The organism is Hydrogenophaga aromaticivorans, assembly GCF_013387465.1.
Taxonomy (GTDB): domain Bacteria; phylum Pseudomonadota; class Gammaproteobacteria; order Burkholderiales; family Burkholderiaceae_C; genus Hydrogenophaga; species Hydrogenophaga aromaticivorans.
This window is the reverse complement of the sequence record NZ_VYGV01000007.1, coordinates 170,295-193,350: the sequence shown is the minus strand read 5'-3', so window position 1 is coordinate 193,350 and position 23,056 is coordinate 170,295. Positions and strand designations below refer to the sequence as shown.

Genomic DNA, 23,056 nt, shown 5'->3' with positions numbered 1-23,056 from the left:
CCGGCAACCAGCGAAGGAGACCCTATGTCCTGGCTCGAAAAACTGCTCCCTCCCAAAATCACCCACACCGACCCGACCGAGCGCCGCAGCGTGCCTGAGGGCCTGTGGATCAAGTGTCCGAGCTGCGAGGCCGTGCTCTACAAGACCGATCTGGAAAAAAACCAGAACGTCTGCCCGCACTGCAGCCACCACCACCGCATCGGTGCGCGCGCGCGCCTCAACGCCTTCATGGACGCCGAAGGCCGTTATGAAATCGGTCAGGAGGTGCTGCCGGTCGACGCCCTGAAGTTCAAGGACAGCCGCAAGTACCCTGAGCGGCTGAAAGAAGCGCTGGAGACCACGGGTGAAACCGACGCGCTGGTCGTCATCGGTGGTGCGGTGCAAGGCGTCAGCCTGGTGGCGGCCTGCTTCGAGTTCGACTTCATGGGCGGCTCCATGGGCTCGGTGGTGGGTGAGCGTTTCGTTCGCGGCGTCGAGGAAGCCATTGCCCAGAAAGTGCCCTTCGTCTGCTTCACCGCCACCGGCGGCGCGCGCATGCAGGAAGGTCTGCTCTCGCTGATGCAGATGGCCAAGACCAACGCCGCGCTCACCCGTCTGGCCAAGAAGGGCCTGCCCTACATCAGCGTGCTGACCGACCCGACCATGGGCGGCGTGTCGGCCGGCTTCGCCTTCGTGGGCGACGTGGTGATCGCCGAACCCAAGGCGCTGATCGGCTTTGCCGGCCCACGCGTGATCGAGAACACCGTGCGCGTAAAGTTGCCCGAAGGCTTCCAGCGCGCTGAGTTCCTGATCACCAAGGGCGCGGTCGACTTCATCTGCGACCGGCGCGAACTGCGTGCCACGGTGGCCAGTTGCCTCGCCATGCTGCAGCGCCAGAGTGCCGACGCGGTGGTTGCCGATTGAAGGAACCACCGGAGGCAGCCCCGCTGGCGCTGTCGCAACTGCCCCTGTTTCCGCTGCAGACCGTCCTGTTTCCCGGCGGCTGGATGCCCTTGCGCATTTTTGAGGTGCGCTACCTCGACATGATCAGCCGTTGCCACAAGGCCGGTGCGCCTTTTGGCGTGGTCTGCCTGTCCGAAGGCAGCGAAGTGCGGCGCATCGATCCCAAGGCCCCGCCCCACGGCGATGCTTTTGAACGCGAGGTGTTTTACCCGGTGGGCACACTGGCGCGCATCGAACAGCTGGAGCGGCCGCAGCCCGGACTGCTGGTGATTCACTGCCGCGGCCTGCAACGCTTTCATGTGACCGCCAGCCACCAACTGCCGCACGGCCTGTGGGTGAGCGACGTGCAACTTGACGACACAGAACCTGTGATCCCCGTGCCCGAACATCTCGTGCCCACGCGCGATGCGCTGCAGCGCCTGCTGCACAACCTGCAGGAACGCGAGCCCGACGACATGAACGAGCTGCCGTTGCAACCGCCCTACCAGTGGGACGACAGCGGCTGGGTGGCCAACCGCTGGGCCGAGCTCCTGCCCGCACCGGCCGAACTCAAACACCGGCTGATGACGCTGGACAACCCGATGCTGCGCCTCGAATTGATTTCGGATCTGCTCGACAAACTCGGCGTCGAGCGCTGAACCTGCCGCGCAGCGGCGCAGGGGGTTATGGCAAAGTGCCCAGCGCGTGCATGTAGCGCTCGCTGACCATCAGCGTGTCCCAGTACATGCCCGCAGCGCGCGGCAGCAGCGCAAGACGGCGTTCTTCGCTGGCGGGGTTGGGCTGCCAGTGGCCCTCGATCACCGCTTTGGACAGGTCTTCAATGGCGGCATCGATCGGCGCTCCGCCTTCCACCACCGACTGGTTGCACAACACCACCATGTCACCACCCGCGGTGAGTGCGGCCAGCGCGGCTTCGGCGAAGCTCACGTCGCGCCCGTCGATGTGGCGCGCCGCTTCCATGCTGAGGTCGTCGCTGAAGATGGCGCCGGTGAAACCCAGCTGGTGGCGAAGAACGTCCTGCAACCAGCGCTGCGAAAACCCGGCTGGCCGAGCGTCCACCTTGGGATAGATCACATGAGCTGGCATCACGGCTTGCAGGCTGCTGGAGAGCCAACCGTAGGGCGCGGCGTCTTCGGCCAGGATGACCTTGAGGCTGCGGTTATCGACTGGAATCGCCAGGTGCGAATCCGCCTTGACGAATCCATGGCCGGGGAAGTGCTTGCCGCAGTTGCCCATGCCGCTCTGCTGCAGGCCCAACATCAGGGACTGGGCCAGCAGGGTGACCACGCGCGGATCGCGCGCGAAGGCGCGGTCGCCGATGACCGAGCTTTCGCCGTAATCCAGATCCAGCACCGGGGCAAAGCTCAGGTCCACGCCACAGGCACGCAACTCGGCTCCCAGCACATAGCCAGCGGCCGTGGCGGCGTTGGTCGCGCGCATCGCGGGGCCACCCTCGCCTTCGCCCTTCTTCGGCGCCGACAGCCACAGCGCGCCGAAAGCGGCCATGGGCGGCAGGTGCGTGAAACCGTCGGTGCGAAAGCGCTGCACGCGCCCGCCTTCGTGATCCACCGCAATCAGCAGGTCGGGCCGCACGGCCTTGATCTGGCGGCACAGCCGGGTCAGCTGCGCGCGGTCCTGCCAGTTGCGGGCAAACAGGATGACACCGCCCACCAGGGGATGGGCCAGGCGCTGGCGTTCGGCGGTGGTGAGGCTGTGGCCAGCGACATCGATGATGAGTGGGGCGTGTTGGTGCATTTTTTGGAGGCAGGTGGTCAGGTTTCGTGGACAGGTCGCCCGGAGACGGCACCCGCCGGTGGGGTGTGGGCATCGTCCTTCTCAACCACCACGAAGCTGGCGGCGTAGTCGGTCTCGTCGGTCACGGTCACATGGGCACGCAATCCCTGCGCTTCAAACCAGGTCTTGAGATCGTCGTGCAACACGATCACGGGCTGGCCGCTGGGCAGGTTGGCGATTTCACAGCGCCGCCAGGTCATGGGCAAACGCATGCCCAGACCAATGGCCTTGGAAAACGCTTCCTTGGCAGAAAAACGCGTCGCGAGGTAGCTCAGGCCGCGGTGCGGCCATCGCGCGCTGCGCCGCTGCCAGACGAGGAATTCGGCGTCGCTGAGCACCTTGCGTGCGAACCGCTCACCCTGGCGTTCGAAGGTCGCCGAGATGCGTCGGATGTCGCAGATATCGGTACCAATGCCGAAGATCATGGGCGGGTCAGGCGAACGCCTCGTGAATGCAACGGTTGTACTCGGCGATGGTGGCGGCGTAGCCCAGCTCCAGCGCATCGGCGATCAACGCGTGACCGATCGACACCTCGCTCACGCCCGGTACAGCGCGCAGGAAAGCCGTGAGGTTGTCACGGTTGAGGTCGTGCCCGGCGTTGACACCGAGGCCCGCATCCAGAGCGGCCTGCGCGGCGGCGCGAAAGCGTTCGAGCTGCGCAGCGCGTTCAGGCGTGTGCCATGCGGCGGCGTAGGGTTCAGTGTAGAGCTCCACCCGGTCCGCACCCACGGCTTTGGCCGCGGCCATCTGCGCGGGGTCGGCGTCCATGAACAGGCTCACGCGCGCGCCCAAGGCACGGGCTTCGGCCACGACGGCCTGAAGGCGCTCGGCATCCTGCGGGAAGGTCCAGCCGTGATCGCTGGTGAACTGGCCTTCGCTGTCGGGCACGAAGGTCAGCTGGTGCAGCGGCAGGCCCTTCGCCTTCACCTCGCGCGCGACATCCATGAGGTTGTGAAACGGGTTGCCTTCGATATTGTATTCGCGATCGGGCCAGGCCTTGAGCAGTTCCGCCAGATCGAACACATCGTGGGGCCGGATGTGGCGTTCATCCGGACGGGGATGCACGGTGATGCCGTGTGCCCCGGCCTGCAGGCACAAGCTGGCCGCCCGAGTGACCGACGGGATACCCAGGTGCCGGGTGTTGCGCACCAGGGCGACCTTGTTGAGGTTGACCGACAGCGCGGTGCGGGAAATGGAAGCCGTGGTCATGGCGTGGTCTGGAAGTTGGTGGAGGCCGCTTCGGGCGATGCCCGAGGCCGGCCCATGGCCTGCACATCCAGCATCAGCTGACGGGTCTTGAACACCCGCACGCCGCTATGGTAGTGCAGCAGGTTGCGCAACTGCGGCTGCAGCGCCTGCTGGCAACCGACACAAGCGCGCAGGGTGGCGATGAGGGGATCGGCCTCGTCCAGGGCGATCTGGAGCGAGCACCACTGCTCCCCGGACAGTGCATGGGCATCGTCGCCATGCGCCACACGCAGACCACTCTCCGGACCCAGCACGTAAAACACCCCGTCCTGCAAGGCCGCCAGCGTATTGCCCTCGTGCGCCAGATCGGGCAGCAGGCCGATGTCGCGCAACAGCAGCAACTCGAACGCGCGCAGGATGAGCTGTTGGGCATCGGCCCGCTCCGCCAGCAACTGCACCGCCAGGGTGTAGTGGTCGTACAAGGCGGCGTGCGGATCGTCACGGGCCAGCAGGCGCATGAGCAGTTCGTTGAGATAACAGCCGGAAAGCAGCGCTTCGCCGGTGGGCATGACATGCCCGCCCTGCCACTGGGCGGATTTGAGCGTGCGCACCTCGGCGTCACCGCCCCAGCTCAGGTGCAGCGGTTGCAACGGCAGCAGCACCGGGCGGAACTGGGAGGTGGGTCGTTTGACCCCTTTGGCCACCAGCGCAATCCGGCCATGGTGGCGTGTGAACACTTCCAGCACCAGGCTGGACTCGCTCCAGTCGTAGCGGTGCAGGACGAAAGCAGGTTCTTCAGAAAACCGGCGCGTGGCCATGGTTCGCTTGCGGAGACTTCACTCGTAGCCAAACGAGCGCACGCGCGCATCGTCATCGGCCCAGCCCGAACGCACTTTGACCCACAACTCCAGAAACACCTTGCAATCCCAGAGTTTCTCCAGTTCCTGACGCGCCTCGGTGCCTATGCGCTTGAGCTTCTCGCCCTTGTCGCCGATCACCATGCCCTTGTGACCATCGCGCTCCACCACGATGGTGGCTGCGATGCGCCTGAGCTGACCTTCCTGCTCGAACTTGTCGATGATGACGGTAGAGGTGTAGGGCAGCTCGTCGCCGGTCAGGCGGAAGAGCTTTTCGCGCACCATCTCGCTGGCCATGAAGCGCTCGCTGCGGTCGGTGAGCTCTTCGGGATCGTGCATCCAGGGTTGCTGCGGCAGGTATTTCTCACAGATAGCAAACAGGCGCTGGATGTCCTTGGTGTTCTTGGCCGACATCGGCACGAACTCGGCAAACGCGTGGCGCTCCTGCATGGAGCGCAGCCAGGGTGCGAGGTCGCCACGCCTGTGCACCAGATCGAACTTGTTGGCCAGCAGCACCACGGGCACGTTCGCCGGCAGGAGGTCCAGCACCTTGGCATCGGCCAGGTTGAAATGCCCGGCTTCCACCACGAACAGGATCAGGTCCACATCGTTCACCGCGCCGAGCACAGTTTTGTTGAGTGCCCGGTTCAGCGCATTGCCATGCCGGGTCTGGAACCCCGGCGTGTCCACGAACACGAACTGCGTCGGCCCGACGGTGCGGTATCCGGTGATGCGGTGCCGTGTGGTTTGCGCCTTGCGCGAGGTGATGCTGACTTTCTGGCCCACCAAGGCATTGAGCAGGGTCGATTTGCCCACGTTGGGCTTGCCCACGATGGCCACAAAGCCGCAGTGTTGAGCCGCCGGTTCAACAGGCACAGGCTCGAGCACCGCCGCCTCGGGCTCGGCTGATTCAGCCTCGCCGGGTTTCCCCAGGGCCCGGGCCAGCATGGCGTCGAGCTCAGGATTGGCAACGGCCTCGATAGGCTGTGATGGTGCGGACTTGGGAGGGGATTTTCGGGACATGGATTCGTGCCGGCGGGTCAACGCCAGGAGCAAAGTGGGAAACAGCGCAAGCGGCGTGTTTCAGAAACGGTGGGGCGGGTCACTCCGCCATGAGGTGCTGCAACATGGCCGCCGCTGCGGCCTGCTCACCCGCGCGACGTGAAGCACCGATGCCGCGTTCGCTGCGGCCGGTTTCCGTCACGGTGCATTCGACATCAAACGTCTGTTTATGGGCTTCACCCAGGGTGGCCACCACGCGGTAGACCGGGAGTTTCATTTTGCGCGCCTGCAGCCACTCCTGCAATTCGGTCTTCGGGTCCTTGCCCATGGCGCTCATCTGGGCATTCAGTTCGACATCGCCGTAGAGCCTGCGCACCATCGCGGCAGCAACCTCAAACCCCGCATCCAGGTACACCGCGCCGATGATGGCTTCAAGCGCATCGGCCAGGATCGACGGCCGCTTGTGGCCCCCTGAGCGCTTTTCACCATCGCCAAGGCGCAGACAAGCGGAGAGCCCGAGCACGGATGCGATCTGGAACAGCGTGTCCTGCTTGACCAGGTTCGCCCGCACCCGCGAGAGATCGCCCTCGGGCAACTGGCTGAGTTTTTCGAACAACAGGCCAGAAATGGCCAGATTGAGCACCGAGTCGCCCAGAAACTCCAGGCGCTCGTTGTGGTCGGATGTGAAGCTGCGGTGCGTCAGCGCTCGCTCCAGCAGACGCGGGTTGGCAAATGGGTGCTGGAGGCGCTTTTGCAGCGCGATGAGTTCCGGGTTCAAATCAGGCAGCACCCTTTGCACAAGGCCCTGCTCACTTGGAGCTGCCCGTGTACTTCATCACCAGGTAGGCCGGACCCATCAGTGGGATTTCGCGCTGGTAGTCGAATGAAACCACCACCCGGTCACCCTGCTTGCTCACTTCCAGGTCCTTGCCGGTGATGGTGGTGATGTCATCTATCGTGGCTGCCTTGTCAAAAATGCTGCGCACCTCGGCCACGGTGGTGCCCTCTGATGCCTTTTGAACCGCTTTCTCCACCGCCATGAACTCGATATAGGTGGGCACAAACTGCGCGAAGATCACGCCCGCAAAGGCCAGCAGGATGCCGACGATCAGCAAACCAAAAAATGTCAAGCCTTGTTGCCCTTGCTTCAGTTTCATGGTTCTTTTCTCCAAAGATGGTCAAACTCACTCAAACGATCCGATGCGCCCAAGATCCCCGAAATTCATCCAGACAAAAAAGGCCTTGCCCACAATGTTGGCCTCGGGCACAAAGCCCCAGTAGCGCGAATCCAGGGAATTGTCCCGATTGTCGCCCATCATGAAATAGTGCCCGTCAGGCACTTTACAGACCACACCCTCCACCGAGTAGCGGCAGTTGTCCTTGTAGGCGAACTCCGTGGTGCCCGAGACGAAAGCCGGCCGGTCCTCGTCATTCAGGGTCTTGTAGTTCCGCCCTCCCAGGCTTTCCCCGAACTGTTTGGCGTACCTCATGACATCGCTGTCAAAAAACTCGGGCTCCTGGCTCCGCGGCACGGGCTGCCCGTTGATACTCAGTTGCTTGTTGAGATAGGCCACTTCATCGCCAGGAACACCCACCACTCGCTTGATGTAATCCAGACTGGGTTGCGGGGGATAGCGGAACACCATCACATCGCCACGCTGCGGCTCGTTGTTCGCGATCACCTTGGTGTTGAACACGGGCAGGCGGATGCCGTAGTGGAATTTGTTCACCAGGATCAGGTCACCCACGCGCAAGGTGGGGATCATGGAGCCGGACGGAATCTTGAACGGCTCGAACAGGAACGAACGCAGCACAAACACAGCCAGGATCACGGGGAACAGGCCTGCCGTCCAGTCCAGCCACCACGGCTGCATCAGCAACCGCTGGCGAGCAGGTTCCATGTCGACATCGGTCCCGCCAAAGCCTTGTTGCTGCAGGGCCGCGGCGCGGTCACCTTGAGCTTGCTGCAAGCGCTGCGCATCGCGCTGGCGCTGCGGCAGGAAAACCAGCTTCTCGGCCACCCAGTACAAACCGGTGATGACCGTGGCCAGCATCAGCAACAGGGCGAAGTTGCCTTCGACATAACCAAAGAAAAATGCCCCCGCATAAGCGGCAAAGGCGGCCAGGACCACCGCCGTGATCGCACTCATCGTGGATTGCATCAGTCTTGCACCTGCAAAATCGCGAGGAAAGCCTCTTGGGGCACTTCAACCGAGCCAATCTGTTTCATGCGCTTCTTGCCTGCTTTTTGTTTCTCAAGGAGTTTGCGTTTGCGGCTGATGTCGCCACCGTAACATTTTGCCAGCACGTTCTTGCGCAACGCCTTGATGGTTTCGCGCGCGATCACATTGCCACCGATGGCCGCCTGGATTGCCACGTCAAACATCTGGCGGCTGATGATCTCGCGCATCTTGGCCACCACGGCACGACCCCGGTATTGCGATTGCGAGCGGTGCACGATGATGGACAGCGCATCGACCTTCTCGCCGTTGAGCAGGATGTCGACCTTGACCACATCGGCCGCGCGGTACTCCTTGAACTCATAGTCCATCGACGCGTAGCCACGGCTCACCGATTTGAGCTTGTCGAAGAAGTCCAGCACGATTTCTCCCAACGGCATGTCGTAGGTCAGCATGACCTGTTTGCCGTGGTAGGCCATGTTGAGCTGCATGCCGCGCTTCTGGTTGGCGAGCGTCATGACCGCGCCGACGTATTCCTGTGGCATGTAGAGATGCACGGTCACGATGGGCTCGCGAATCTCTTCCAGCCGGCCCTGGTCGGGCATCTTGGACGGGTTCTCGACCATGATGACCTCGCCATCGGGCTTGACCACCTGGTAGACCACGCTCGGCGCGGTGGTGATCAAGTCCTGATCGAACTCGCGCTCCAGCCGCTCCTGCACGATCTCCATGTGCAGCAGGCCCAGAAAGCCACAGCGGAAGCCAAAGCCCAGCGCCTGCGACACCTCGGGCTCGTACATCAGCGCGGCGTCGTTGAGCTTGAGTTTTTCCAGCGCGTCGCGAAGGCCGTCGTACTGGTTCGCCTCAGTCGGGTACAGACCGGCAAACACCTGTGGCTGCACTTCCTTGAAACCGGGCAGCGCCTCTTCGGCCGGACCGAGGTTGTTGGGCAGCTTCTTTTCCAGCGTGATGGTGTCGCCCACCTTGGCCGCCTGCAGCTCCTTGATGCCTGCAATGATGTAGCCCACCTCACCGGCCTTGAGCGCGTCTCTCGGTTCGTTACCGGGCGTGAAAACACCCAGGTTGTCGGCGTTGTAGACGGTATTGGTGGCCATCATCTTGAACCGCTCGCCCTTGAGCAGCTGACCGTCGACCACGCGCACGAGCATCACCACGCCCACATAGGCGTCGTACCAACTGTCCACAATCATGGCGCGCAGCGGTGCGTTGGGATTGCCCTTGGGCGCCGGTATGCGCGCAACGACGGCCTCCAGGATGTCTTCCACACCCATGCCACTTTTGGCCGAACAGGGAATGGCGTCGGTCGCGTCGATGCCGATCACGTCTTCGATCTCGCTCTTGGCATTTTCGGGATCGGCGTTGGGCAGGTCCATCTTGTTGAGCACCGGCACCACCTCCACACCCAGGTCGAGCGCGGTGTAGCAGTTGGCCACGGTCTGCGCCTCAACGCCCTGGCTGGCGTCCACCACCAGCAGCGCACCTTCGCAGGCTGAGAGGGAGCGGCTCACTTCATAGGAGAAGTCCACGTGACCCGGTGTGTCGATCAGATTCAGGTTGTAGACCTGCCCGTCGCGCGCCTTGTATTGGAGCGCGGCGGTCTGCGCCTTGATGGTGATGCCACGCTCCTTCTCGATGTCCATCGAGTCCAGCACCTGCTCGCTCATCTCGCGATCGGACAGGCCGCCACAGAGGGAAATGATGCGGTCGGCCAGCGTGGACTTGCCGTGATCGATGTGCGCGATGATCGAAAAATTGCGGATGTGGTTCATCAAGAAAAACAGCTCTACCAGGGGAACAAAGTGCCCACGCACAAGGCTGCGGGGAACCATAAAAAAGGGCGCGTCAGCTGTTGACGCGCCCATAACCAACAATCAATGGCAACTGCGATAGTTGGGACTTCATTGTAGGCAAAAAGCCCGGAATTCAAACCCGACAAACGCTCACCGAGACTTGTTGCAGCGCAGCAACATGAAACTTATCCACAATTCATTCACAGGAAATTCGGTGCTCTTGTGAAGCATCTGTGGATGACCGAAGCCATTCGGGCGCGATTCTCACATCGTGGACCGATGCGGTGCCTCGACGACGGAATCGATCCGGAACTGGCCCGATTTTATCGAATTCGGTCAGGAGAAACCGGGGAATGGTGAGTAATCACTCACAACGATGGTGGGCAGACCGGGTACTTCGGCAGACAAGCGGTGTGTGGCGTGCCAGCCACCCCAACCCACAAGCCCTAAATCCCATAAAGATCAGTGGGTTTTTGGCCTCAATTGGGGTGGATTCGAGTTTCGCCCGGCCTCATCGACTCGGGCGGATCACCGCGTACTGTGCCCAATCGCCGCGACGGAACAGCACATTGACCGGGCGTGACTTGTCAAGTTTCACCAGCGCGGCCTCGAGTTCAGCGACGTTGCCGGTGTCCGTGTTGGCGACGGCAACGATCACATCGCCTTCGCGCAAGCCAGCGCGCGCAGCCGGCCCTTCAGCGCTCTCCACGCGCACACCACTCTTGAGGTTCAGCTCTTTCTTGAGCGCCGGGGTGAGATCGGAGAGCGTCAAACCCAGCGCCTTGGCTGTCCCCGCTGGCTGTGGCTTGGCGGGCTCGGGCGCCGACGGGCGCGAGGCTGCGCGCTCGGGCTCCAGCTCGGCCACCGTGATGCTCAGCTCGCGTTGCGAACCGCGACGGAACACCGTCATACGACTCTTGCTGCCGGGTCGCGTATTGCCCACCAGCCGTGGCAGGTCCACCGACTTGTCGATCTCAGTGCCATCGAAACGCAGGATGATGTCACCCGGCTCCAAACCCGCTTTGGCTGCTGGCGAATCGTTTTCGACACCGCGCACCAAGGCGCCCCGAGGCCGCCCCAGGCCAATGGACTCGGCCACTTCCTTGCTGACCTGATCGATCTGCACACCGATGCGCCCCCGAGTCACGCGCCCGGTCGCACGGAGCTGGTCGGACACGCGCACCGCCTCATCGATCGGGATGGCAAACGAAATCCCCTGGAACCCCCCCGAGCGTGAATAGATCTGGCTGTTGATGCCCACCACCTCACCCCGCATGTTGATGAGCGGACCACCCGAGTTGCCGGGATTGATCGCCACGTCGGTCTGGATGAAGGGCAGGAAGTCCCCTGTGTCACGCTTCTTGGCACTCACGATGCCGGCGGTCACCGAATTCTCAAGTCCAAAGGGCGACCCGATGGCCATCACCCATTCGCCGACGCGAAGACGGTTCACGTCACCGATCTTCACGGCACTCAGACCACTTGCCTCGATCTTGACCACCGCCACATCGGTGCGCTTGTCAGTACCCACCACCTTGGCCTTGAACTCACGCTTGTCCGGCAGGGTGACAATCAGCTCGTCAGCGCCTTCCACCACATGCGCGTTGGTCATGATCAGCCCGTCACTGCTGAGAATGAAGCCCGAGCCCACACCGCGAGGCTGCGCCTCTTCGGACGGACCCCGTTCCGCACGCGGGCCGCGAGGCGTCACGCCGGGTGGGATGGGAATCCCAAACCGGCGGAAGAACTCCAGCATCTGCTCATCTGTTCCGGATGCCCCTTCTTCAGGAACACTGGCGCGCTCCAGCGTGCGGATGTTCACCACCGAGGGCCCAACCAGATCGACCAGATCGGTGAAATCAGGCAAGCCACGCACACTGGGCGCGGAGAAGACGCCTTGTGCGGACAACGGCACAGGCGACAACAGCGCCATGGCGCCGGCCAGCGCCACCATCCCTGCGGTGGCCACGCTAACGAAGGGAGTGCGATTCGATTTACTGAATGTCATGTTGATCCTGTTCAGACGGGCAAAACAGCTGAAAACACAAGGGCAAAGGGAACATCCGGGTGCCCGCTCCAACGGGCCGATACTTCAACGCGTTCGCTGAAGTGCCTGGGCGAACCGCTGAAGGGTGACCGGTGGCACTTCCCCCAGGACGGTCAACCAATGGTTGCCCAGTCGCATGCCCAGCGAATGGGTGGCGCCCATCACGGCGCTGGTTTCAGCGCCATGCCGGCGTGCGTCGAGTGGCTCGACAAACAGGGAGACCGAAGCCAGCCCGTCCGAAAAAATGCACTGCATCGGCACGGAAGAAACTTCGTTGGCCTCACCGGCATCCCGGGTGTGGCAGCTCATGCGCAGGAAGCCTGGAACCACATCCTTGAATTGCCATCCTTCGGCCTCGGGCGTGGTCTTTTTCACCACCGGTCGATACACCTCATAGCCGCGGGTGTCTTTCATCATCTTGCGCAGCTTGTCCATGCGCACGGGTGCATCCAGCTGGAGTTCGGAATAGGCGAGCTGCTCCAGCACGACATCCTTTTCACCCAAGGTCTGCAGCTTCACGACCAGACCGGTTTTCTGTTCAGACCAGATACGAAAGCCAAACCGCAAAGGGTCTCTGGGGAGAATCTCGACCACATCGGCCAGATGCCCGGCCACACGCTGCACCCCAGTTTCACGCACCTCGTAGTATTTGGGAATGGCGTTGGCGGGCGTGCGCAACAAATCGGGAAACAACCCCAGCGACTCGCGCTCCTCGATCCACGCGGTTTTGGCGTCGGGAACAAAGGTGATCACTTCGTTGTTGCGGCGGATGGTGGTCCGTGGTGCGCCGGTGAGCGTCTCGATGCGCTCCATCTGCTGCACGCCATCACAGACATGCCAGATGCGCGAGGCCGACATCACCGAGCCCGCCGACACCACCAAGGTGCCGGTGTAGGCCCGCTGCCGCGATGCTTCCTGCATTCGGACGAGCCACTCATTGACACTGCGCGTCGGCACCGCGGCCCCACCCTGCGACTGTGCCTGCACCAAGGGCTGCCAGAGTCCCAAGACCAGCGCCACCAGGACCAGCCCGGACCAAGGTTGCAGCCGTGCACCCCGACCTGAACAGGTCCGGGATGGGGCCACGCCACGCGACAGAAGCCGACCGAACGACAGGTGAGAAACCATGTGCATCAGCGCTGCGGAGCGGTGTCGTAGGTGGCGTTGCGCAGGAAGCCCGCCGGCATCTGCAGCGCAGACATGCCGCCATACTGCCGATGCTCCGCCAGCATCTGCTCAAGCCGCGCATCGCGAATCAAGATGCCCTGCCCGGTGCTCACCGCCACATTGGTTGACCCGGTATCAGAGGCGGCAACCACCGGTTTCGCCGGATCTGTGGGTGGTGCGACCTGCGCCAGCTGGGGCCCTGAAACGGCTGGGTCACCCGGAACCGATGCCCCCTGAATCACGCTCCAGCTCACGGCAACAACGGCCGCCAGGGAGGCCAGACCCGCCGCCATCTTCCAGCGCATCACCGGGTCGTTCGCCGCCGCTCCACGCACCTGAGCCATCACGACCGGGCTCGCTGGCCGGCTCTGGGGCCGCTCGGCAAGCTGGAGTCGCGCACTGATACCGGCCACAAAGGCCTGCGGCGCGACGTTCGACACGGCAGGCGCCGTGCCACGCAGCACATCGCCAATCACCTGGTAGGCATGCCAATCGGCGTGCAGCTCGGAACGGTGGTCGGCATCGGCCAGAAGGGCGTCCAGCTCGTCCGCACCGATCTCACCATCGGTCAACGCAGACAGTGCACCCGCCAGATCGCTATCCGGATCGGAATGAAATGGCACACCAACCCTCGCAGGTTGGCGCACATTCACGTTGTCTTGTTCGGCATTCATGGTTGACATCCAAAAAACTCAAGGGTTCAAGCCCCGTTCACACCGCACCGTATTCGGCATCACCAGCGTTTGCCGGACTGGCGCTCCAGCATCGGTTTGATGCGGCCCGATATCGCTTCGCGCGCCCGGAAGATGCGAGAACGCACCGTACCGATGGGGCAATCCAGTGCCAGCGCAATCTCTTCGTAGCTCAAACCGTCCATTTCCCGCAAGCTGATCGCCATGCGCAACTCTTCCGGCAAAGCGTCCATGGCAGCGTTCACCGCCTCGGCAATTTCCTTGCTGGCCAACACCGCTTCGGGCGTCTCGTGATCAACCGCGTTGGAATTTAGTTCGCGTTCGGAGGAGGAAGTTTCATCATCCTCCGCTGATTTCATCTGGGACTGGAAGATCAGCGGGTCGCGCTTGAGTTCCAGCAGCTGCTTTTTCGCCGTGTTGACGGCGATCCGGTAAAGCCAGGTGTAGAACTGGGCGTCACCCCGAAACTGCGCCAGCGCCCGGTAGGCCCGGATGAAGGTCTCCTGGGCGATATCCTGCACCAGATCAACATCGCGCACCATGCGCCCGATCAGGCGCTCCACCCTTCTCTGGTATTTGATGACCAGCAGCTCGAACGCGCGCTGCTCCCCGGCAAGCGTGCGTTGCACCAGCATGACATCGCTGTCGGGCGGCGGGGGGGCGGTGTGATCTTCGGGTTGTGTCATGCGGCAGGAGCGGGCCGCAGAAATATACCCCAAGCCTGACGATGCCTGAGCGCACGGTCACGCGGGACAGGGAAGTCATGGTTCCGGCAAGGTCGGAACGCGCTGCAATCGGTCATTGGATCGCACAGCCCTGCCGCTGGTGCGCCATCAACGCACGACGAAATTCGTTCCAGCGCAAAGGATCGCGAGCCCGCTCGACCCAGGCCCAGCTGCTGGCGGCGTCCGGGTTGTGCAAACGCAGCAGCACATGGTCTTGCAGATCCAGCACGGCATCGACCCGTAGCAAAGTCACACCGTCTTTGTATGCCTCGCTGTGCCAGACCCAGGCACCTGCAAGGGACGGTCCGACCACTGAATCGGCCAGCGCATCCCACCGCAACAAACCTTCCGGTGTTCGCTGCCAGCTCCACGTGGCGAAGCCCATCCAGAGCAGCCACAAGACAACGCCCGTCATGAGACCACCCGCCTCGGCGGTGGTTCCGCTCACCCACCATCCGCCGGCCACAGCCGCCAAACCCGATGCTCCCAGGCCCAGCATCCACCAGCGGTACAAAGCACAACGCCCCACCGGATACCGAACCGATGGGGCGTTGCGCATGATCAGGCCGTCAGAGCCCTATGGCTGTCAGCAGGCTCAGACGCGTTTGAAGACCAGCGTTCCGTTGGTGCCACCAAAACCAAAGTTGTTCTTCATGGCGAAGTCGATCCTCATGTCACGCGCGACGTTGGCGCAGTAATCGAGATCGCACTCGGGATCCTGATTGAAGATGTTGATGGTTGGCGGACTCTTCTGCTCTTTCAGCGCCAGGATGGTGAACACGCTCTCGATACCACCAGCACCGCCCAGGAGGTGCCCGGTCATGGACTTGGTCGAGTTCACCACCGTCTTCTTGGCGTGATCACCCAACGCGGCCTTGATGGCGTTGGTCTCGTTCACATCACCGAGCGGCGTGGATGTGCCATGGGCATTGAGATAGTCCACCTGATCGGCATTCACACCCGCGTTGCGCAAGGCATTGATCATGGCGCGGCGTGGGCCGTCCATGTTGGGCGCCGTCATGTGACCCGCGTCAGCGCTCATGCCGTAGCCGACCAGTTCGGCATAAATCTTGGCACCACGTGCTTTGGCGTGCTCGTACTCTTCCAGCACCACCACACCCGCACCTTCGCCCAGAACAAAACCGTCACGGTCCTTGTCCCAGGGGCGGGACGCCGTGGAGGGATCGTCGTTGCGGGTGGACAGCGCACGCATGGACGCGAAACCACCCACTCCCAATGGCGAAACGGTGGCTTCGGAGCCGCCGGCCACGATCACGTCGGCGTCGCCGTACTCGATCTTGCGCGCGCCTTCACCGATGCAATGCAACCCGGTGGTACAGGCGGTGACGACCGCGAGGTTGGGTCCTTTGAAGCCGAAGCGTATCGATACATGACCCGAGATCATGTTGATGATGGAGGCCGGCACAAAGAAGGGCGAAATGCGGCGGGCGCCGCGGTTCGTGAACTCGGTGTGCGTCTCTTCGATCATCGGCAGGCCACCGATCCCGGAGCCAATGATGCATCCGATCCGGGTGGCTTCTTCCTCCCCCAGCGCATCGCCCGTGGGCAGACCGGCATCAGCAACCGCCTGAGAGGCCGCAGCGATACCGAAATGGATGAACGTATCCATCGTGCGCGCTTCTTTCGAAGACATGTACGACTCGACACTGAAGCCCTTGACCTCGCCTGCGATCTGGCAGGAAAAGCTGGACGCGTCAAACTTGGTGATGCGATCGATGCCGGGCTTCCCGGCAAGAATGTTGGCCCAGGACTCAGACACCGTGTTACCCACGGGGCTGATGCAACCCAGGCCGGTCACGACAACGCGACGACGACTCATTGAATTCCCCCACGCATCAGAGTGCGTGAAATGCAATGCCCTCCCCGGGGAGCCAGACCCCAAGGGAAGACCCTGCGTTGGACCATGAAGGATCAGGCCTTCTGGTGCGCCATGGCGTAGTCGATGGCGTTTTGCACCGTGGTGATCTTCTCTGCGTCTTCGTCCGGGATCTCGATACCGAATTCGTCTTCCAGGGCCATCACGAGTTCCACCGTGTCGAGCGAGTCGGCGCCCAGATCGGCCACGAACGATTTTTCATGGGTGACCTGGCCTTCTTCCACACCGAGTTGTTCGGCAATGATTTTCTTAACACGTGCTTCGATATCGCTCATAAGTCCCTCTGAGGGTGGTTGGATGACAGACCGTCATTTTAGCCGGGCTAGGGAGAGGCCCCTAGGCGGCCCGCCGGACGGCTTTGTCGGCGTCGAAAATGGAATGGGATGCCTTGCCCGTCAGGACATGAACATGCCACCGTTGACATGCAATTCCTGACCGGTGACATATGCGGCCTGAGGGCTCGCAAGGTACGCCACAGCGTGCGCAATGTCGGCCGGTTTGCCCAGATGACCCAGCGGGATCTGGACCAGCAGCGCCTTTTGCTGCTCTTCCGGCAATGTTGCCGTCATGTCGGTTTCGATGAACCCCGGCGCCACGCAATTGACCGTGATGTTGCGGCTGCCCAGCTCACGGGCCAGCGCGCGCGTCATGCCCGCCACACCGGCCTTGGCCGCCGCGTAGTTGGCTTGTCCGGGGTTGCCCGATGCGCCCACCACGCTGGTGATGCTGATGATGCGGCCATAGCGCTGCTTCATCATGGGACGGATCACGGCGCGGCTCATGCGGAACACGGCCTTCAGGTTGGTGTCGAGCACGGCATCCCAGTCATCGTCCTTGAGGCGCATGGCCAGCATGTCGCGCGTGATGCCGGCGTTGTTCACCAGCACCTGCAGTCCACCATGCGTCTTGGTGATGTCATCGATCAGCGCCTCTGCGGCAGCGACGTTGTTCACATCCAGCGTTGCGCCGCGGCAGCCTGCAGCGGCTCCGGGCACACCCGCGAGCGCCTGCGAGATCTTGGCGGCGCCTTCGTCGCTGGTGGCGGTTCCGATCACGATCAGTCCGCGCGCCACCAGTTCGTGGGCAATGGCCGCACCGATACCGCGCGTTGCACCCGTGACCAGGGCCACCTGGCCCGCAAATTTGATTTCAGACATGTCTTGGTTCTCCGAACGTCAGGCCAGCAGGTTCTTCACTTCGGCCAGTGAAGCCGGATCGTAGAGCGCGGCACCTGTCAGACCCGCATCGATGCGCTTGACCATGCCGGCCAGCACCTTGCCGGGGCCGCATTCCACCAGCGTTGTGAGACCGCGCTCCCGGATGGCGCTCACACATTCAACCCAACGGACCGGCCCGAAAGCCTGGCGGTACAGCGCATCGCGGATGCGATCCGCATCGGTTTCCACAGCGACGTCGATGTTGTTGACCAAGGGAATCAGAGGCGCAGCAAAAGCTGTTGCAGCCAGCTGTTCTTTCAGCTTGTCCGCCGCAGGCTTCATGAGGCTGGAGTGGAACGGCGCAGAAACCGGCAGCGACAGCGCGCGCTTGGCACCGTTGGCCTTGAGGACCTCGCAGGCCTTTTCGACCGCCGCCTTGCTGCCGGCAATCACGGTCTGGGCTGGATCGTTGAAGTTCACCGCCTCCACAACCTCCAGGCTGGCGCCACCGAACGTGGCCTGTGCCTCCGCACAACCCGCAATAACCTTCGCCGCATCCATGCCCAGGATGGCCGCCATCGCACCGGTTCCCACAGGCACCGCTTCCTGCATCGCCGCCGCCCGGAAGCGAACCAGTGGGGTTGCCTGCGCCAGACTCAAGACACCAGAGGCCACGAGCGCCGAATACTCGCCCAGTGAATGCCCGGCAACCACCGCAGGGGCTGCGCCACCTTCGGCGCCCCAGACGCGCCAGGCGGCCACGCCCGCCACCAGCATCACCGGCTGGGTGTTGGTGGTCAGGCCCAGCGCTTCCTTGGGGCCTTCATGGATCAGATGCGCCAGATCCTCGCCCAAGGCATCCGATGCCTCCTGCAAGGTTTCGCGCACGGCAGGGTGGTCACCCCAGGCGTCCAGCATGCCCACAGATTGGGAACCCTGGCCCGGAAAGAGAAATGCAAAAGAAGTCATGACAATGCTGAACGGTAAATGGGGCGTCTGACCGGCTTGGCGGCAGACAGACCCAAAAATTCAAAGATCGAGCAACACGGCGCCCCATGTGAAGCCGCCGCCGACGCCTTCGAGCAAAAGGGTGTCGCCCTTTTTCACCTGACCAGCACGCACCGCATGGTCGAGAGCCAGCGGGATCGATGCCGCCGAGGTGTTGCCCTGCTCGTCCACCGTCACCACCACCTTGTCCATGGGCAGCTTCAGTTTCCGTGCCGTACTCTGCATGATCCGGATGTTGGCCTGGTGAGGAATCAGCCAGTCGATATCGGCCTCGCTGCGCCCCGCCTTGGTCAGCACAGCCCGCGCAGTGTCCTCCAGCACACCCACCGCCAGCTTGAACACCGCCTGCCCATCCATCTTGAGCAGTGGGTCCCCGAGAACCTTGCCGCCAGACACATGCCCCGGCACACACAGGATGCCGGCGTGTTTTCCGTCCGCATGGATATCGGTAGCCAGAATGCCGGGAACATCGCTGGCCTCCAGCACGACCGCTCCCGCGCCGTCTCCGAACAGCACACAGGTGGTCCTGTCGCTGAAGTCGAGCAAACGGGAAAACACTTCAGCACCGACCACCAGCGCCTTTTTTGCGGTGCCCGTGCGAATCATCGCGTCAGCCACCGTGAGGCCGTAAATAAAGCCGCTGCAAACGGCCTGCACGTCAAACACAGGACACCCCGAGATGCCCAGTTTGTGTTGCAGGATGGCCGCCGTGGACGGGAACACCATGTCCGGTGTCGACGTGGCCACGATGATCAGATCGATTTCGTTGCCATCCACCCCCGCGGCATCCATGGCCTTTCGACAGGCCTCGGCGGCCATGTCGCTGGCAAAAACGCCGTCAGCGACGAAATGGCGCGCCCGGATACCGGTGCGCTCGACAATCCACTCGTCGCTCGTCTCGACCCCGCCGGCGGCCAGTCGTTCGACCATGTCGGCATTGGTCAGACGCAGGGGCGGCAGGTAGCTGCCAGTGCCGGAAATGCGGGCGTAGCGTGTCATGCTGGTGAAGGGTGAGCGAATTAGAGGGTGGGAATGCTTTTGATCTCGCTGGGAACCCCGGCTGGCGACAGCAAGGGCGCAGCGTGGGCAATGCGTTCCTGCACACTGCTCAGCAAACCATTATGGGCCGCATCATAAGCCCGCCCCAGCGCTTGCTCGAAAGCGAAGGCATCGGCCGATCCATGGCTCTTGAAAACAAGCCCGCGCAGACCCAACAGTGCAGCACCATTGTATCGACGGTGATCCACCCGCTTTTTAAACGATGATAAGACCGGATAGGCAATGATCGCTGCCATTTTCGTGAGAATGTTCTTTGAGAACGCTTCACGGATGAGGCCACTGATCATCGTGGCCAGACCTTCGCTGGCCTTGAGCGCCACATTGCCCACAAAACCATCGCACACCACGATGTCGGCGCTGCCCTTGAAGATGTCATCGCCCTCCACGTTGCCGAAGAAATTCAGATCACCGGTGTTCGCCGCATTTCGCAACAGGACACCCGCTTTTTTGATGACATCGCTGCCTTTGATCACTTCTTCACCGACGTTGAGCAAACCCACGGTGGGTTCGGGCTTGCCGGTGATCGCGACCACCAGAGCCGACCCCATGACAGCAAACTGCAACAAATGCTCGGCCGTGCAATCCACGTTGGCGCCCAGATCCAGGACCGTGGTCGCGCCACCGCGTGCGTTGGGCAACTGGCTGGCAATCGCCGGCCGGTCAATGCCCTCAAGGGTCTTGAGCAGGTAGCGGGAAATGGCCATGAGCGCACCCGTGTTGCCGGCCGACACCGCCGCTTGCGCAGCTCCATCCTTGACCTGCTGGATCGCGACCCGCATGGAAGAATCTTTCTTCTTGCGCAGCGCAACTTCAATCGGATCGTCCATGGCGACCACTTCGCTGGCGGGCACCACGCGACAGCGCACGTTGTTGAGCAGCTGAGGCCGGGCCTTCTTCAACACCTCGGGCTGACCCACGAGCAGCAGGTGGGCCTGCGGATGGCTGGCCAAAAAGGCCTCACAGGCCGGCAAGGTCACCCCCACACCAACGTCTCCACCCATGCAATCCACAGCAACGGTGATCATGCAAACTTCTCAGTGGTGGCGCCCCAGACGCCACAAGAATGAAAAAAGCCCGCATGGCACATGCGGGCCTGTTCAAGAACAGCGGTCACCACCCCGGACGCGGTATCGCGACGGGGTCGGAGACCCGCCGTCACTTTAGGCTTCGGACTTGTTCTTCAGTACCTGGCGGCCACGGTAGAAACCGTTGGGGCTGATGTGGTGACGCAGGTGCACTTCACCGGTGGTCGGCTCAACGGCAATGCCGGGCACGTTCAGCGCGTTGTGCGAGCGGTGCATGCCGCGCTTGGAAGGGGACTTTTTGTTTTGCTGGACGGCCATGGTGGGCTCCTGAATTCAATAGGGTCAATCGGGGTGCGCCTAGGGTTCGCCTACCACCATATTCGTGTACACCGTACACCTCACAGTGAAATCGATACCAGCGCAAAGCCAAGCATTATAGCCCGAAGATCCCCCTGCGTCACTTTTTCAGGCGGGACAACGCCGCAAACGGGTGCGGGCGCTGTTCTTCTACAGGGCCGTCTGCGGCGGCCACATCGCCGGACTGCATGGACACCGGCACCGGACAGGCGTCGTGCATCGGCACCAGCGGCAACGCCATCAACAGCTCATCTTCCAGCAATTCATACAGGCTGGGACGCGGCTCCAGCGGCAACAGGTCTTCTTCGCAGTCATTGTCTTCTGCCGCGGCCGTGGCTTCGTCGGCCACGAACCGAAACCAGCGATCCACCTGAAGCGGGGCTTCCACCGCTCCCAGACAACGCTGGCAGGTCAAGGGCGCCACCGTTTCCGCCCGCAAATGAAGCCACACTGCAGGCTCGCCCCCCCCGGATGCCGCACGCAAAGCGCCATGCGCCTGCCAATGGACACCCGGCAGATCGGCCGCGCCGCTCTCGGGGTGCAACTCGTCTTTCAGGCGCTCAAACAGCCCCATCGGGTCGTCCGCAGTCACACTGGCACCGGCCTGGGCAAAAGCTCGCACGTCCAGCCGGACCGGGTTCCACGCAGTGTTCGGATTCGGTTTCATGGAGGGCAGTGTAAAAGAATGCGGGGACAATACCGGCATGCCCTTGCACATGCCCACCCCTGAAAACCACTCGAAGAAGCGCCTGATTCTGGGCTCCACGTCGCCCTACCGGCGCGAATTGCTGGCGCGACTGGGCATCGCCTTTGATGTCGAACGCCCTGAGGTCGATGAAACCCCGCAACCGGGCGAAAAGCCCGCCGCACTGGCCATGCGTCTGGCACTGGCCAAGGCGCGCGAGGTGGCCCGGCACCACCCCGAAGCGGTGGTGATCGGTAGCGACCAGGTCGCCGACCTGGACGGCGAACCCCTGGGCAAACCCGGCAATCACGAGCGCGCGGTCGACCAGCTTCGCCGAATGAGCGGCCAGACGGTGGTTTTCCAGACTGCGGTGGCCGTGGTGTGCCTGTCCAGCGGTTTTGAGCAGAGCGATCTGGCCGCCGTCCAGGTGGCATTTCGCACACTGACCGAGGCGGAAATCGAGCACTACCTGCGGACCGAGCAGCCCTACGACTGCGCGGGCAGTGCCAAGAGTGAAGGCCTGGGCATCGCCTTGCTGGAACGCATTGAAAACGACGATCCGACCGCGTTGGTCGGCCTGCCACTGATCCGCACCTGCCGAATGATCCGCGCTGCGGGAGTACCCATTCTGTGAAGCCAGCGCAACCCACGCCCGGTACGCTGTATCTGGTGCCCACACCGTTGGACTTTGGCTGCCTGCCGGAAGGTGCGCATCCCGCACCCATCACCGAATGTCTGCCGATCGAAACGGTGGCGGTCGCGGCGCGGCTGACCCACTGGATCAGCGAAAACGCCAAGAGCACACGCGCCTTTCTCAAGCGTGTGGAAGCGGTGAACGGGCTCGCCGCACCGCTACAAGCCCAGACCATCGTCGAACTCCCCCGGCAGGCGCACAAAAAAGGCGACCACACCCCGGCCGCAGAGGGCGACAGCCAGGCCAAGGCCCTGCTCGCACCGGCATTGCTGGGCCACGACATTGGCCTGGTCAGTGAAGCCGGCATGCCTGCCATTGCCGATCCCGGCAGCTCTGTGGTGCGCGCTGCACACACCCTGGGCATGCCGGTGGTGCCCCTCGTCGGTCCGGTATCGCTGATGCTGGCCCTGGCGGCCAGCGGACTGAATGGACAGGGATTTGCTTTCGTGGGCTACGTGCCTCAGGAAGCCACCGAGCGCACCAAACGCCTGCGCGAACTGGAAGCGCTGGCCTTGAAAACCGGGCAGACCCAGATCCTGATCGAAACGCCTTACCGCAATGCAGCCCTGCTGCAGGCCTTGCTGCAGACCCTGCACCCGCACACGCGGCTGGCCGTCAGTTGCGGTCTCATGTTGCCGCAACAGGTCACCCGCAGTGCCCTGGCGAACGAGTGGAAGAGCCGATCACTTCTGCAGGGCATGCCCCTGGACGCGCCGGCGGTCTTCCTCATCGGCCGTTGAGGAGCGCTCGACGCCCCCCCCTCCCAAGG

26 protein-coding genes are annotated in these 23,056 nt (G+C 62.8%); 4 read left to right on the top strand and 22 right to left on the bottom strand.

The window, feature by feature from the left end:
- The first annotated feature begins 24 nt into the window (after positions 1-24).
- The gene (gene accD, locus F3K02_RS10765) at positions 25-903 is read left to right on the top strand and encodes an acetyl-CoA carboxylase, carboxyltransferase subunit beta (protein ID WP_177135604.1); all 879 of its coding nucleotides are present in this window, start codon (positions 25-27) and stop codon (positions 901-903) included.
- Complete coding sequence (locus tag F3K02_RS10760; protein WP_177135603.1) at positions 900-1,580, top strand: LON peptidase substrate-binding domain-containing protein; 681 nt, start codon at positions 900-902, stop codon at positions 1,578-1,580. The genes accD and F3K02_RS10760 overlap by 4 nt, the downstream gene beginning before the upstream one ends.
- A 25-nt stretch (positions 1,581-1,605) precedes the next feature.
- Here the strand turns inward: F3K02_RS10760 and nagZ are convergent, their stop codons facing one another.
- From nagZ to F3K02_RS10650, 22 genes are all read right to left on the bottom strand, one after another.
- A complete protein-coding gene (nagZ, locus tag F3K02_RS10755) occupies positions 1,606-2,697 on the bottom strand; it encodes a beta-N-acetylhexosaminidase (RefSeq protein WP_177135602.1) in 1,092 nt (363 codons plus the stop codon).
- 17 nt (positions 2,698-2,714) lie between these two features.
- A complete protein-coding gene (acpS, locus tag F3K02_RS10750) occupies positions 2,715-3,161 on the bottom strand; it encodes a holo-ACP synthase (RefSeq protein WP_177135601.1) in 447 nt (148 codons plus the stop codon).
- Positions 3,162-3,168: 7 nt separating this feature from the next.
- Positions 3,169-3,945: a pyridoxine 5'-phosphate synthase gene (locus F3K02_RS10745; protein ID WP_177135600.1), complete on the bottom strand. Its 777-nt coding sequence runs from the start codon at positions 3,943-3,945 to the stop codon at positions 3,169-3,171.
- Complete coding sequence (gene recO, locus F3K02_RS10740) at positions 3,942-4,742, bottom strand: DNA repair protein RecO (RefSeq protein WP_177135599.1); 801 nt, start codon at positions 4,740-4,742, stop codon at positions 3,942-3,944. Before recO ends, F3K02_RS10745 begins: the two co-directional genes overlap by 4 nt.
- An 18-nt stretch (positions 4,743-4,760) precedes the next feature.
- The gene (gene era / locus F3K02_RS10735) at positions 4,761-5,804 is read right to left on the bottom strand and encodes a GTPase Era (protein ID WP_177135598.1); all 1,044 of its coding nucleotides are present in this window, start codon (positions 5,802-5,804) and stop codon (positions 4,761-4,763) included.
- Positions 5,805-5,883: 79 nt separating this feature from the next.
- Positions 5,884-6,561, bottom strand: coding sequence for a ribonuclease III (gene rnc, locus F3K02_RS10730; protein ID WP_177135597.1), 678 nt, complete (start codon positions 6,559-6,561; stop codon positions 5,884-5,886).
- Between the two features lie 31 nt (positions 6,562-6,592).
- Entirely contained in the window at positions 6,593-6,940 is a 348-nt protein-coding gene (locus tag F3K02_RS10725; protein WP_177135596.1) for a DUF4845 domain-containing protein, read from the bottom strand.
- Between the two features lie 27 nt (positions 6,941-6,967).
- Entirely contained in the window at positions 6,968-7,945 is a 978-nt protein-coding gene (gene lepB / locus F3K02_RS10720) for a signal peptidase I (RefSeq protein WP_246309370.1), read from the bottom strand.
- The gene (lepA, locus tag F3K02_RS10715; RefSeq protein ID WP_177135595.1) at positions 7,945-9,753 is read right to left on the bottom strand and encodes a translation elongation factor 4; all 1,809 of its coding nucleotides are present in this window, start codon (positions 9,751-9,753) and stop codon (positions 7,945-7,947) included. Before lepA ends, lepB begins: the two co-directional genes overlap by 1 nt.
- Positions 9,754-10,285: 532 nt before the next feature.
- Positions 10,286-11,782: a DegQ family serine endoprotease gene (locus F3K02_RS10710; RefSeq protein ID WP_177135594.1), complete on the bottom strand. Its 1,497-nt coding sequence runs from the start codon at positions 11,780-11,782 to the stop codon at positions 10,286-10,288.
- Between the two features lie 84 nt (positions 11,783-11,866).
- Positions 11,867-12,778, bottom strand: coding sequence for a MucB/RseB C-terminal domain-containing protein (locus F3K02_RS10705; protein ID WP_343067080.1), 912 nt, complete (start codon positions 12,776-12,778; stop codon positions 11,867-11,869).
- A 176-nt stretch (positions 12,779-12,954) separates the two neighbouring features.
- Complete coding sequence (locus F3K02_RS10700; protein ID WP_177135593.1) at positions 12,955-13,662, bottom strand: sigma-E factor negative regulatory protein; 708 nt, start codon at positions 13,660-13,662, stop codon at positions 12,955-12,957.
- Positions 13,663-13,721: 59 nt separating this feature from the next.
- Positions 13,722-14,366 carry an RNA polymerase sigma factor RpoE gene (gene rpoE / locus F3K02_RS10695; RefSeq protein ID WP_177135592.1) on the bottom strand — a complete coding sequence of 215 codons (645 nt, stop codon included), beginning with the start codon at positions 14,364-14,366 and terminating at the stop codon, positions 13,722-13,724.
- A 112-nt stretch (positions 14,367-14,478) separates the two neighbouring features.
- On the bottom strand, positions 14,479-14,880 hold the full coding sequence (locus F3K02_RS10690) for a hypothetical protein (protein ID WP_218179425.1): 402 nt from the start codon (positions 14,878-14,880) through the stop codon (positions 14,479-14,481).
- Between the two features lie 120 nt (positions 14,881-15,000).
- On the bottom strand, positions 15,001-16,245 hold the full coding sequence (gene fabF / locus F3K02_RS10685; protein WP_177135590.1) for a beta-ketoacyl-ACP synthase II: 1,245 nt from the start codon (positions 16,243-16,245) through the stop codon (positions 15,001-15,003).
- A gap of 92 nt (positions 16,246-16,337) precedes the next feature.
- A complete protein-coding gene (acpP, locus tag F3K02_RS10680) occupies positions 16,338-16,577 on the bottom strand; it encodes an acyl carrier protein (protein WP_177135589.1) in 240 nt (79 codons plus the stop codon).
- 120 nt (positions 16,578-16,697) lie between these two features.
- Positions 16,698-17,459 carry a 3-oxoacyl-ACP reductase FabG gene (gene fabG, locus F3K02_RS10675; protein WP_177135588.1) on the bottom strand — a complete coding sequence of 254 codons (762 nt, stop codon included), beginning with the start codon at positions 17,457-17,459 and terminating at the stop codon, positions 16,698-16,700.
- Positions 17,460-17,477: 18 nt separating this feature from the next.
- A complete protein-coding gene (gene fabD, locus F3K02_RS10670) occupies positions 17,478-18,428 on the bottom strand; it encodes an ACP S-malonyltransferase (RefSeq protein WP_177135587.1) in 951 nt (316 codons plus the stop codon).
- A 60-nt stretch (positions 18,429-18,488) separates the two neighbouring features.
- Positions 18,489-19,466 carry a beta-ketoacyl-ACP synthase III gene (locus tag F3K02_RS10665; protein ID WP_177135586.1) on the bottom strand — a complete coding sequence of 326 codons (978 nt, stop codon included), beginning with the start codon at positions 19,464-19,466 and terminating at the stop codon, positions 18,489-18,491.
- Positions 19,467-19,486: 20 nt separating this feature from the next.
- A complete protein-coding gene (gene plsX, locus F3K02_RS10660; RefSeq protein ID WP_177135585.1) occupies positions 19,487-20,551 on the bottom strand; it encodes a phosphate acyltransferase PlsX in 1,065 nt (354 codons plus the stop codon).
- 135 nt (positions 20,552-20,686) lie between these two features.
- Positions 20,687-20,869 (bottom strand): 50S ribosomal protein L32, encoded by a 183-nt coding sequence (gene rpmF, locus F3K02_RS10655; RefSeq protein WP_066086119.1) that lies wholly within the window; start codon positions 20,867-20,869, stop codon positions 20,687-20,689.
- Between the two features lie 139 nt (positions 20,870-21,008).
- Positions 21,009-21,575, bottom strand: coding sequence for a YceD family protein (locus F3K02_RS10650; protein ID WP_177135877.1), 567 nt, complete (start codon positions 21,573-21,575; stop codon positions 21,009-21,011).
- A gap of 49 nt (positions 21,576-21,624) precedes the next feature.
- Between F3K02_RS10650 and F3K02_RS10645 the strand changes: the two genes are divergently transcribed.
- Positions 21,625-22,227 (top strand): Maf family protein, encoded by a 603-nt coding sequence (locus F3K02_RS10645; RefSeq protein WP_177135584.1) that lies wholly within the window; start codon positions 21,625-21,627, stop codon positions 22,225-22,227.
- On the top strand, positions 22,224-23,027 hold the full coding sequence (locus F3K02_RS10640) for an SAM-dependent methyltransferase (RefSeq protein WP_177135583.1): 804 nt from the start codon (positions 22,224-22,226) through the stop codon (positions 23,025-23,027). The genes F3K02_RS10645 and F3K02_RS10640 overlap by 4 nt, the downstream gene beginning before the upstream one ends.
- Positions 23,028-23,056: the final 29 nt, after the last annotated feature.